This is a genomic window from Chitinophaga niabensis (genome assembly GCF_039545795.1).
GTDB classification, from domain to species: Bacteria; Bacteroidota; Bacteroidia; order Chitinophagales; family Chitinophagaceae; genus Chitinophaga; species Chitinophaga niabensis_B.
Map to the genome: position 1 here is coordinate 2218244 of NZ_CP154260.1, position 11966 is coordinate 2230209.

8 protein-coding genes are annotated in these 11966 nt (G+C 46.7%); 4 read left to right on the forward strand and 4 right to left on the reverse strand.

Annotation, left to right across the window (positions count from 1 at the left end; translation table 11 throughout):
• Positions 1-44: 44 nt before the first annotated feature.
• Positions 45-1544 carry a magnesium chelatase gene (locus tag AAHN97_RS08815; protein ID WP_343307210.1) on the reverse strand — a complete coding sequence of 500 codons (1500 nt, stop codon included), beginning with the start codon at positions 1542-1544 and terminating at the stop codon, positions 45-47.
• 18 nt (positions 1545-1562) lie between these two features.
• Complete coding sequence (locus tag AAHN97_RS08820) at positions 1563-2657, reverse strand: vWA domain-containing protein (protein WP_074238174.1); 1095 nt, start codon at positions 2655-2657, stop codon at positions 1563-1565.
• Positions 2658-2776: 119 nt separating this feature from the next.
• Between AAHN97_RS08820 and AAHN97_RS08825 the strand changes: the two genes are divergently transcribed.
• The 3 genes from AAHN97_RS08825 to AAHN97_RS08835 all read left to right on the forward strand — a co-directional run bounded on the left by AAHN97_RS08825 (position 2777) and on the right by AAHN97_RS08835 (position 7063).
• Positions 2777-3619 (forward strand): sugar phosphate isomerase/epimerase family protein, encoded by an 843-nt coding sequence (locus AAHN97_RS08825; RefSeq protein WP_343307211.1) that lies wholly within the window; start codon positions 2777-2779, stop codon positions 3617-3619.
• A gap of 223 nt (positions 3620-3842) precedes the next feature.
• On the forward strand, positions 3843-6305 hold the full coding sequence (locus tag AAHN97_RS08830; RefSeq protein WP_343307212.1) for an ABC transporter permease: 2463 nt from the start codon (positions 3843-3845) through the stop codon (positions 6303-6305).
• 23 nt (positions 6306-6328) lie between these two features.
• On the forward strand, positions 6329-7063 hold the full coding sequence (locus AAHN97_RS08835) for an AAA family ATPase (RefSeq protein ID WP_343307213.1): 735 nt from the start codon (positions 6329-6331) through the stop codon (positions 7061-7063).
• Positions 7064-7074: 11 nt separating this feature from the next.
• Here the strand turns inward: AAHN97_RS08835 and AAHN97_RS08840 are convergent, their stop codons facing one another.
• Together AAHN97_RS08840 and AAHN97_RS08845 are read right to left on the reverse strand one after the other, a co-directional pair.
• Entirely contained in the window at positions 7075-7983 is a 909-nt protein-coding gene (locus tag AAHN97_RS08840) for a DUF4249 domain-containing protein (RefSeq protein WP_343307214.1), read from the reverse strand.
• A gap of 3 nt (positions 7984-7986) precedes the next feature.
• Positions 7987-10401 carry a TonB-dependent receptor gene (locus AAHN97_RS08845; RefSeq protein WP_343307215.1) on the reverse strand — a complete coding sequence of 805 codons (2415 nt, stop codon included), beginning with the start codon at positions 10399-10401 and terminating at the stop codon, positions 7987-7989.
• A 208-nt stretch (positions 10402-10609) separates the two neighbouring features.
• Between AAHN97_RS08845 and AAHN97_RS08850 the strand changes: the two genes are divergently transcribed.
• On the forward strand, positions 10610-11902 hold the full coding sequence (locus AAHN97_RS08850) for an alpha-L-fucosidase (protein ID WP_343307216.1): 1293 nt from the start codon (positions 10610-10612) through the stop codon (positions 11900-11902).
• The last annotated feature ends 64 nt before the right edge of the window (positions 11903-11966 follow it).

The window sequence follows — 11966 nt, forward strand, 5'->3', positions numbered from 1 at the left end:
ACGTGGAAAAAATCCTAACCAAGATATAAAATTCAATCAGACAATTATAATTCTTCCTCGGTATCTTCTTCCGTTGTGCTGAAGTTCATCATGGTACCCAGCAGATCGGAGAAGCGGGTGGAATTCTCAATGGTCTTTTTGCTCAGCAGGGAATAGGCAGAAAGGCCGTGTAAGACCATTTCCATCATCAGCAGCGACTCCTGCTTATTGGCTTTCGGGAAAAGCTGTTTTACCAGGTCCGGCAGGCCGGCCACGTTCTGCAAAGCGGCTTCGTACTGTTTGTCCGTAGTATCCTGGAGCAGCTGAACGCTGTTCCCTTTGTCAAACCACTGAATGATGCTGCGGTATGGGTTCACATCCGCTGCTCCTGCTTTGCGTTTCTTGAAAGCATCCGGGTTGGGGAAGTATTGGGCAAAAAGGGTGCGTACACTCTTTTCCAGCAGGTTTAAAGCTACCTGCAGGGGGCCTTCCTGTTCCCCTTCGTACACCAGCTCTATTTTACCGGTGATGGCTGGTATAATGCCCTGCAGATCGTTGATCCGCACAAAGGTGTTTTTCTCTTTATTGATAATGGCCCTGCGTTCCGCCGCACTGATGGCATTTTCAAAGGCGGCAATGGTAAGCCTTGCGGAAACACCGCTCTTTTTATCCACCCATTCACTGCTACGCGCTTCAAAAGCAACCTGCTCTATCAGTCTTTTAATGATGTCCGGCATTTGCACCAGGCCCTGCTGTTCCGCATGTATATTGGCTTCCTGTTCTGTGATCAGCAGGGAGTTTTCCAGCGTTTTGGGATAGTGGGTGATGATCTGGCTTTCTATCCGGTCTTTCAGCGGCGTAACAATAGCACCACGGTTCGTGTAGTCCTCCGGGTTAGCGGTGAACACAAAGAGGATATCCAGCGGCATCCTTACTTTGAACCCGCGGATCTGGATATCTCCTTCCTGCAGTATGTTAAAGAGCGCCACCTGTATGCGGGCCTGCAGATCGGGCAGTTCGTTGATCACAAAAATGCCGCGGTTGGAGCGGGGGATGATGCCGAAGTGGATCACCCTTTCATCCGCGTAGGTCAGTTTCTCATTGGCTGCTTTGATAGGGTCCACATCGCCGATCAGGTCTGCTACGGACACATCCGGTGTGGCCAGTTTCTCACCGTAACGTGCTGCACGGGGCAGCCAGTCGATCGGTGTTTTATCGCCCATATTGGCCACCATATCCCGCCCGTAATGGGAGAGGGGCGCAAAAGGATTGTCGTTTATTTCGGAACCGGCAATGATGGGGATGAATTCATCCAGTAATTCCGTCATTTGCCTGGCCATACGCGTTTTGGCCTGCCCCCGTAAACCCAGGAACAGGATGTTGTGCCGGCTAAGGATGGCTCTTTCCGTATCGGGGATCACCGTATCATCGTAACCGATGATGCCGGGGAAGGTGCTTTCTTTTCCTTTTAATTTTTCTATGAGGTTCTGGCGGATCTCTTCCTTTACAGTTCTGTATACGTAACCGCTCTTTTTGAGATCGCCGAGTGTTTTGATCTTTTCCATGTCTCGTGTTTCTTGTGATTATACTTTTTTCCTTTTCCCGCTTTCAAAATCATAGAACAGGAACTGCCCTAGCTGATCTGTGCCGGAGAAGAAAGCTTTACCATTATTGGTTTCCGTGAATTCATTCACAAACTGCTGCAGCCAGGGATCGGTAGCCACCATAAAAGTAGTGATGGGGATCTTCAGTTTTTTGCACTGCGCTGCCAGGTTCAGCGTACGGTTCAGGATCTTGCGGTCCAGCCCGAAGCTGTTTTTGTAATAGGATTTGCCCTGTTTAAGGCAGGTGGGCTTCCCGTCTGTGATCATAAAGATCTGCTTGTTGGGATTGCGCCGCCTCCGCAGGATGTCCATGGCCAGTTCCAGGCCGGCTACAGTATTGGTGTGGTAAGGGCCTACCTGTAAATAAGGGAGGTCTTTGATCTCTATCTGCCAGGCATCATTGCCGAACACAATGATATCCAGGGTGTCCTTGGGGTAACGGGTGGTGATCAGCTCGCTGAGGGCCATGGCCACTTTTTTAGCGGGCGTGATCCGGTCTTCCCCATAAAGGATCATGGAATGGGAGATGTCTATCATCAGGGCCGTGGAAGTCTGGGTTTTGAAGTCTGTTTCCCTGATCTCCAGGTCGTCCTGCTGCATGGAGAAGGCGTCTATGCCGTGATTGATCTGGGCATTGCGGATGGAGGCTGTCATGTCTATCTGCTCCAGCGGATCCCCGAACTCGTAGGGGCGTGTTTCCGCATTCATTTCATCTCCCATGCCGGATTTACGGATGTTATGGTCGCCGATGGAAGATTTCTTCAGTTTCCCGAATATTTCGTCCAACGCGCGCTTTCGGATGGTTTGTTCTGTTTTGGATGTTATTGCAAAATTGCCGTTCTCCTCGTTTTCACGAATAAAACCCTTGTCTTTCAGATCCTGTATAAAGTCCCCTATGCCATACTCGTTGTTGCTCAACTGGTATTCTTTATCTAACTCAGTGAGCCACTGTAGTGCTTCCGCTACGTCACCGCTGGTGTAAGTGAGTAACTGGGTAAAAATGTCCAGCAGCTTCTCAAACGGCGACTGGCTATTTTCGGACGGATCGTACCTGGAGAAAATAAAGCCTTTCATATCAGGACTAAATTACGATAAAATGAGTTACCACACCTTTTCTGCTGTTATCCTTGCATTACTGAAAAAAGGCGCTTAATTTTCCAGCATCTTTCATTACGGAAAAATTGATCACGTCTATGATTTCACTGAAAAAAGGCTTGCTGGCAATGGGTTTGATGGCTGTTATGTATGCCATGCCTGCCGCTGCACAGCAAAAAGAAGCTAAACTGGGTTGGAAATTTGGAGCCCAGGCTTATTCATTCAGACTTTTTACCCTGGCAGAGGCCCTGGATAAAATGGATTCCTGCGGACTGCAGTATGTGGAATGTTACCCCGGCCAAACCATCGGTGGTGGTATTGAAGGGAAAATGGACTACAAGATGGACGCCGCCAAGCGTGCCCAGGTGCTGGACCTCCTGAAAAGCAAAAAGAAAACCATGCTGGCTTTTGGTGTGGTGAACGGCAATAATGAAACAGAGTGGAGGCAGATCTTTGAATTTGCCAAAGCAATGGGCATTAAGAGCATCACTTCAGAACCTGCCCGTAAGGACCTGGATATTGTGTCCAAGCTCTGCGATGAGTACAAGATCAGACTGGCCATCCACGATCACCCGAAACCAACCCGTTACTGGCATCCTGACAGTGTGCTGGCAGCCATCAACGGCCGTAGCAAATACATGGGCGCCTGCGCGGATATTGGTCACTGGGTACGCTCAGGCCTGGATCCTGTAGAGTGCATCCAGAAACTGAACGGCAAAGTGTTCAGCCTGCACTTCAAAGACCTGAACGAAAAATCGCGTGAAGCGCATGATGTGATCTGGACCACCGGTGTTTCCAATATGGAAGGTGTGTTGAAAGAGCTGAAAAAACAGAAGTTCCAGGGCCTTTTCTCTGCGGAGTATGAGCATAACTGGCAGAACAGCGTACCGGATATCACGCAAAGCGTGAAGAATATCAGGGCGGTGATCGAGAAATTATAATCTTCTTAAAAGCTTTTAAAAGCCATCCTTAGGGGTGGCTTTTTTCATTGGAAGCGTTCCATGAACTCCCGGGATATATCAGGATAAGATGAAATGTAAACCGGACAGTAACTGTTCGTATTCGGACAAATATATAAATTTGTTATTGTTTAAGTTCGTTACTCCGAATGGCTTCAATTGTGGCAGTCTTGTTGTTGTTTATCCATCACCAAAATCCGCCCAGATGTTTAAAAACTACTTAAAGATCGCTTTCCGGAACCTGTTAAAGAACAAGGTTTATTCTTTGATCAACATTTTTGGGTTGGCCATAGGTATGGCAGCCTGTTTTTTCATTTTTCAATATATACGTTTTGAATTAAGCTACGATAAGTTCCATGTGAACGGTGAAAACATTTACCGTGTTCCCATCACTCATGTCCGCGGTTTTTCACAGGGCGCCAATATACTCAACCACCCGGCCGTAGGCCCTGCCATGAAAGCGGAATTTCCTGAAGTAATTGCGCAGGCAAGGATCGCACCCGCCGGTGTTTTTGAAAAAAACATCACCGTATCCCACGATGACGGAAAAGGAAATGTAACCAGGTTTAATGAAAGCAGGATCTTCGTTGCCGACCCTTCTTTTCTCACCATGTTCTCTTTTCCTTTCGTGGAAGGAGACCCAGCCACTGCGTTGAACGAGCCCGGGAATATTGTGATCTCGGAAACCACCGCCAGGAAATATTTCGGTAATAGCAGCGCCCTCAATCAAACGCTTGACTTCAATGGAGGACCCCTTAAGGTAACAGGTATTTTCAGGGATATACCGGAAAACTCGCATATCAAATTTGATCTGCTGGCCAATATCAATATTGGAGGGTCGAATTTCGGGTTAACAGAGTGGGGCTGGCCGGAGTTTTACAATTATGTTCAATTAAAGCCTGGTACCGATCCTAAAAAGGTAGAGGCAAAATTCCCTGCCTTCGTGAATAATCACCTGGGCGCCAAAATGAAAGAACTGAATTTTAAGGTTATATACAGTTTGCAGCCCCTGGGAGATATACATCTCAAATCCAATTATTCAGGAGAACTGGAAGTGAACGGCAGCCAGAGTGCTATTTATTTCCTGAGCATCCTGGGTGTTTTTATCATCGTTATCGCCTGGATCAACTATATCAACCTTTCTACTGCCAAGTCCATGGAACGGGCCAGGGAAGTAGGATTGCGGAAAGTAGTTGGTGCCACGCGTATGCAACTCAGCACACAGTTTATTTTTGAATCCCTGATCATCAATTGCATTGCACTGCTGATGGCAACGATGATGGTGATTGCCTTCACACCTTATTTTGAGCAGTTTATCGGCAAACATATCGGCGAAGCTTTTATCAACTCCGGCCTGTGGAAACGCTGGTATTTCTGGGGCATCTTCTTCGCGGTTTTCATTGCGGGGGCATTACAGGTAGGTGCTTATCCTGCATTCATCTTATCATCTTTCAAACCGATCATCGTATTGAAAGGGAAACTCCTGCCGGCAAAAGGAGGCATCTCTCTTCGCAAAGCATTAGTGGCATTTCAGTTCGTTCTCTCTATCATATTGATTGCAGGTACTATTACTATGTACAGCCAGCTATCCTATATGCGCAACCAGGAGCTGGGCTATAAGCAGGATCAGTTGTTTGTTATTAAAGTACCACCACCAAGGGATTCCACCTATCATTCACAACTAAGTTTCTTTCGATCAGAGATCGAAAGAAATCCGGCCATTGGCAGTATGACCTCCTCCAAGGACATACCCGGCAGCCGCATCTATGGACGTAATGGCGTAAGAAAAGCTGATGAGGATAAAACAAAGGATTTTATGATCGGGTTAACGGAAATTGATAAGCATTTTATACCGGTATACCAGATGCAACTGGCGGCAGGTACTAATATCCCGCAAGATGAATCTGTGAATGTATTTGAGACAAAGCAGGCCAAAGTTTTGATCAACGAAACACTGGTGACAAAACTGGGTTATCCAAACAATGAGGCGGCCCTTAATGAAAGAGTGATCTTCACATCCTGGTTCGGTGATATTAATTGTGAGATAGTGGGGGTGGTGAAGAATTATCACCAAAGGTCATTGAAGGATAAATATGAACCTACGCTCTTTTACTATTTCAACCAGGCAATACCGAATTATTTTTCCATGAATGTGGGTACAAAAGACCTGTCAAAAAACCTCGCTTATATAGAAGCATTATTTAAGAAAACTTTCCCTCACGCTGCGTACGAAAGTTTTTTCCTGGATGAACATTTCGATAAGCAATACCGCACAGACCAGCAGTTTGGCAATATATTCGGCCTCTTCACCATACTGGCTATCATTGTTGCCTGCCTGGGACTTATTGGCCTGTCTACCTACGCTATTAAACTCCGTACCAAAGAGATCGGTATCAGAAAAGTACTGGGCTCTACTACTTATGCTATCGTGTATCTTTTTTCCAAAGACTTCATTCAGCTGGTAGGTATTGCAGCGATTGTGGCTTTCCCGATCATCTACATGGGAGCCAATGAATGGCTCAGCAATTTTGCTTTCCATATCAACCTGAGCTGGTTCATTTTTGCGGGGCCTCCTTTATTGCTGCTGCTGATCTCTTTGCTTACCATCGGCTGGCAGAGCTTTAAAGCTGCATTAGCCAATCCGGTGAACAGCTTGCGGAATGAATAAGCTTTAGTATGTTTGTTGTGAGTATGCCATTCCTATCTCACATATCACTACCGCCCTTGCCATATGGCAGTTACCTTCATCATATTCCAAGCCTGGGCAAGGGATTGGAACTTGAGCTGAAAAATAACGTAACGTTCTTTGTTGGCGAAAATGGATCAGGGAAGTCTACCTTGCTGGAAGGCATTGCAGAAAAGTGCGGGTTTGCGCTCAGGGGCGGCAACCGGAATCACAATTTTAATACCGGTCACCGGTTTGAAGGATACGAATCGGCACTGGCGTCTCACCTGACGCTGTCCTGGAAACCACGGAAGATCAACGATGGCTTTTTCATGAGGGCAGAAAGCTTTTTTAATTTTGCTTCCTATATTGATGAAATAGCCCGTGAAGACCGCCGTGTTCTACAGGCTTATGGCGGTCGGTCGCTGCATGAGCAATCACACGGAGAATCGTTCCTCTCTTTATTTAATAATCAATTCGAGTCAGGCATCTATATCCTCGATGAACCTGAAGCAGCGTTGTCGCCGGCAAGGATCCTGGCTTTTATGTCTGTCATACATGAACTCGAACGAAGCGGCCGGGCGCAGTTCCTGATAGCCACTCATTCGCCGATGCTTATTTGCTACCCCGGCGCCGCTATTTACCAGTTTGATGAAAGCGGTATCCGTGAAACCAGCTACGAGGATACGGAGCATTTTAATCTCACTAAATCTTTTTTAGATAATCCGGCATTATACCTTCGGCATTTGATGAATGAGTAAGCGGATAGCTTTTACCTGATTATAACCACCCTGCTACTCAAACTAAATCCGCTAAAACAGCCGATCACATTCTCGCCACTAACGGTACCCAGCAGCTTTACCGGTGTTGCAAATGGCCCGCCGTTGGATCTTGCTTTATTAAAGCTGTCCCAGAAATTGTAAACCTTTCTTTCCAAACTGATCATGTGGAATAGAACGGTATCTCCCACTTCAAAACTGCGTTGCATAGTTAAGCCCATATATTGGCCGTTCACCAGATCGTCCGTACCCGTTACGAAGCGGCTGTTTTCCATTCCTCCCCAACCCAGGTTAAAGCGCTCATTACGCCCCTGCCAATAGTACATTTGGGTATTGCCAATAGTATCCGGTTCCTGGTAATGTACGGTGATGCGTGCTCTCTGCGTAACTGTATCTTCATCCACATCGGTAAAGTAGTCGCCAACAGTGAGGGTATCTATCTGTACGGGTTGTAACAATGCGGTAATTGCAGTGTATTTTTTCCCTTCCGCTTCAATCTCAAGCAGGTAGTGTTTACCTGGCCGGCCGCGCAATGCACCGGCGGGATTGGTAACAAGTGTGGTGTCGAAATAGATACCCGGCAGCAATGTTTCCGTGATACCGGGTATAGCGGCTTCTTTCAGCAACTTCCTGGTGCGGGCATCCCATTGATACGTGTTATCCGCCAGCAGTGTACCTTCTGTTATACTCACCGTAGCGCCGGTTACCGGCGTGTTTTCGAAATTTGGCGCATAATAATCCTGGCTGCGCCCAAGGATCACATAATTATACAATGGTATTTCATTGTTGATATATGCCTCCACCACCAGTTGCGGCGGCGAGGCCTTGATATTAATATCGAAGTCCCGTTCGCAGGAAACCATCGTTATACTTGTTATCAGTATTAATCTCAGCACTTTCATCTTTCAGAATTTAAAATTCCAGGTAATGCCGGGTAAAACCGGGAACAGGAACACCTTTTTTCCTTTGATCTGCTGGCTGTCTTCATCCACATCCAGGTAGATAAAAAAGGGATTGGCCCTGTTATATACATTATAAAGACTAAACACCCAGCTGCTTTTAAAACGTTTTGTGCTTTGGGGTTTTGGCGTATAAGTAAATGCGATGTCAAACCGGTGATAGGCCGGCATGCGGTAGTCATTGATCTTGCTATAAAGATCAATATTCGTAAAAATGGGTTGCCCTTCCCGCAGATTGAATCCCAGGTTATAAACAAACCTACCGGTGGGTAATGTAAGCGCATTCCCGGTGCCATATACAAACACGGCGGAAGCATCCCATTTCCTGTTCAGTTTGTAATTCGCTACCACGCTTAGATCATGCGTGCGGTCGTACCTGTAAGGGAAAGCCTTGCCCTCGTTCATGGCAGGGAAAGTGCGTTCGGACCGGCTTAATGTATAACCTATCCATCCATTCAGGCGCCCCGTTTTTTTCTGTAAAAACAATTCGATGCCGTATGCCTTCCCGCTGCCGAAGATCATTTCACCCTCCATATTCTGGTTTAACAATAACTGCGCGCCGGGTTTGAATTCAATTTGATTGTTCATTGTTTTGTAGTACGTTTCCACGCTCATTTCATATTTCCCGTTGCTCAGTTCTTTGAAATAACCAGCGGCCACCTGCACGGCAATACCAGGTTTAATAAGCTGCCCTGATGGTACCCACAGGTCGCTGGGGAAGGTTGCTGCGCTGGTGGTGGCAAGATGAAGGTATTGGATGGTACGGGTGTACGATAACTTTATACTTGCGGACGAAGGCAGCCTGTACAATATGTTGAGCCTGGGTTCCGGATAGCTGTAACGGGCAATACTTTCTCCTTTCTTATAAGATTCTGTTGTACCGGTTGGCGCTCCGTCATTTCCATAGATCACACGCTCAGTAGGGCCAACCTGGTTAAAATAACTATACCGCATGCCTGCCACCACATTGAGTTGCGGGCTTAGATCTATGTCGGCACTGAGATAGGCTGCTGCCTCCTGCGCATACTGGTCCCGTATATTTGATCTGAATTCCTGGATGCCTTGTGTTGAACTTCCCGCACCCGGCCGGAAGGAGTGCCAGGTATACTGGAGTCCGGCTTTCCATTTTATCTTACTGCCGGATACAAAAGTCCAGTCGTTTTTAACCTGGTAATCGGTAAGACCGGATGAAAACAGTAACTGTGCTGTACCATATGTAATTTCGCTGCTGAGATTAAAATCATTTCGCACCAGGGAGAGTTCCTGTTTCAGCTTTTCATTCAGTTGTTGCTTCCAGGTAAGTCCCAGTATCGTGTTACCCCAAATGGTCTTAAACTCCCGGTTCCATCCGCTGGTATCGTTGCTGGCGAACCTGAAATTATCCCTGCCCGCATAAAAAGTAAAATACAATGTGTTCCTGCTGTTGATCTGGTAATCCAGTTTGCCATTGACATCGTAAAAGAAATAGCCGCTGTTGCCAAGGGTATCTGCAGCTACCAGTTTCGCCACCTGGTCGATGTAGGTTCTCCGCCCGCTGATGATAAAGGAAGATCTCCCTTTCACCAGCGGGCCTTCTACAGCAATCCGGGATGAAATAAGACCGATGCCGCCGGTTACTTTTAAGGAATCTTTGTTGCCATCGCGGGTGTTAACGGCAATCACGCTGCTCAGGCGGCCACCGTATTCGGCGGGCATGCCGCCTTTTATCACTTCGATGTTTTTTAATGCATCGCCGTTAAAAATACTGAAGAAGCCCAGCAGGTGATTGGGGTTGTACACTGGTATGCCATCCAGCAGCACGAGGTTCTGATCCGGCCCTCCGCCTCTGACGTAAATACCCGCACCGGCTTCTCCTCCGTTTTTAATCCCTGGTAGCAGCGTGATCGTTTTCAGCGGATCAATCTCTCCCAGGATAACAGGCAGTTTGCTCATCAACGCTATATCCAGTTTATGTATGCTCATCTGGTTTTTATAGATCTCCTGGCTGGCAGTGACCTCTACAGTCTTTAACGTTGTCAGGCGCTGTCGCAATGTGGCATTTAACGTATAATCCTTGCTGATAGTGATATTGTGGAAGGCATCTTCAAAACCGATAGCGCTGATAATTATCTTGTAGTTACCCCGGGTTAAGAGCATGGATGCTTTACCCATGGAGTCAGCAGCTATGCCATTTCCGTTTATTTTCAGGGTAGCATTTCGTACAGGCGATTGCGTACTGTCCATCACGCTGATGGTGAGGGTATGCTTTTGTGAATATGCTTTGGGAAGGGCAGCCAGAAGGAGGAATATAGCCAGCAGTCCCGCTGATGTGTAATGCAGGCGTTTTGCGCTTTCTGTTTTCAAAAGGCAGTGCTTCTGCATGGAGGCTAAGGATTTAGGCATCTAAAGAAAGGCAGCTTTCTTAGGTTAAATCTCAATTGTGAGACCACGATTAAAAATAAGTAGAAAACGTAAATGTACTTCTCTAAGATGATCATAATGTTATGTTAATTTATAGGTAATCGGATAGTCCATCAAACTAAAATGATAATCTATTGGATCGGGTAACGTGGCATGCTAACTTTATCGGATGATGAAAAGGATCACCATGTTACTCTTTATTGCCTGCATGAGTTGCAGCGCCCTTGCCCAGCAAACTTCCAAAGCCGTTATGGATGGCTTCATGGACAAACGTTTTGGAATGTTTATACACTGGGGCCCTGTTGCGCTCCGGGGAGAGGAAATAGGCTGGTCCCGCGATAAACAAATATCCAAAGCAGATTATGATCAGTTGTATAAAGAATTCAACCCGGTATTGTTCAATGCAGATGAATGGGTGAAAGCAGCTAAGGATGCAGGGATGAAATACCTCACCATCACTGCCCGCCATCACGATGGTTTTTGTTTGTGGCCCTCTGCCTATACGGAATATGATATCACCGCCACACCTTATAAGAAAGACATTGTAGGCGCACTGGCCAAAGCCTGTAAAAAAGCAGGCATCAAATTCTGCATTTATTATTCCGTGCTGGACTGGTATCACCCTGAATACCCGATCCATTCTGCACATGATCAAACGCCGGATCCCGGATCCGATATCAGCAAGTACATCGTTTTCATGAAAGCGCAGCTGAAAGAACTGCTCACCAATTATGATCCCTATATGTTGTGGTTCGATGGTGGCTGGGAAAAACCCTGGACGAATGAAATGGGGAAGGATATGTATGCTTACCTGAAATCAATAAAGCCGGATGTGATTATCAATAACCGCCTGGGTAAAGAGATTGCCGCGGTGGAAAATAAAAAGATAGACGCTGCTGCCATGATCGGTGATTATGATACGCCGGAGCAGGTGGTGGGCAGAATGAATATGAACATGCCCTGGGAAAGCTGCTTCACTATCTGTCGTCAATGGGCCTGGAAGCCGAATGATAAGATGAAGTCGTTAAAAGAATGCCTGTTCATCCTCGAAAAAACAGCCGGTGGTAACGGCAACCTGTTGTTCAATGTAGGCCCTATGCCCGATGGCCGCATAGAGGCGCGGCAGATAACCCGCTTGAAAGAAATGGGGGATTGGCTGCAAAAGAATGGAACAGCTATATACAGCACCTGGGGCGGGCCGTTTTCGCCTACTGATCAGTACGCTGCTACCCGGAGAGGAAATAAAGTATTTATCCATATCCTGAAAACAGAAACCACGCAACTTTCTCTACCCGTCATAGAAGGCAGGAAAATAAATAAAGCTTTTGTGCTGGGTACACAGCAGCCGGTTACATATAGCCAGCAGGAAGGGAAGATTAATTTGACCCTTACACCTGCTCCGCTGAACTATGTGATTGTACTTGAAATGGACGGGGATGTAATGAAAGCACCTGTTATTTGATCAGGATACCTGCTCTCTCTCCAAAAAGCCGCAAATACCAATGCGGCTTTTTTGTTATAAATTT

Coding starts and splice junctions, on each gene's coding strand:
- AAHN97_RS08815 (WP_343307210.1), bottom strand. CDS start 1,544: ATGGAAAAGATCAAAACACTCGGCGATCTCAAAAAGAGCGGTTACGTA.
- AAHN97_RS08820 (WP_074238174.1), bottom strand. CDS start 2,657: ATGAAAGGCTTTATTTTCTCCAGGTACGATCCGTCCGAAAATAGCCAG.
- AAHN97_RS08825 (WP_343307211.1), top strand. CDS start 2,777: ATGATTTCACTGAAAAAAGGCTTGCTGGCAATGGGTTTGATGGCTGTT.
- AAHN97_RS08830 (WP_343307212.1), top strand. CDS start 3,843: ATGTTTAAAAACTACTTAAAGATCGCTTTCCGGAACCTGTTAAAGAAC.
- AAHN97_RS08835 (WP_343307213.1), top strand. CDS start 6,329: ATGCCATTCCTATCTCACATATCACTACCGCCCTTGCCATATGGCAGT.
- AAHN97_RS08840 (WP_343307214.1), bottom strand. CDS start 7,983: ATGAAAGTGCTGAGATTAATACTGATAACAAGTATAACGATGGTTTCC.
- AAHN97_RS08845 (WP_343307215.1), bottom strand. CDS start 10,401: ATGCAGAAGCACTGCCTTTTGAAAACAGAAAGCGCAAAACGCCTGCAT.
- AAHN97_RS08850 (WP_343307216.1), top strand. CDS start 10,610: ATGATGAAAAGGATCACCATGTTACTCTTTATTGCCTGCATGAGTTGC.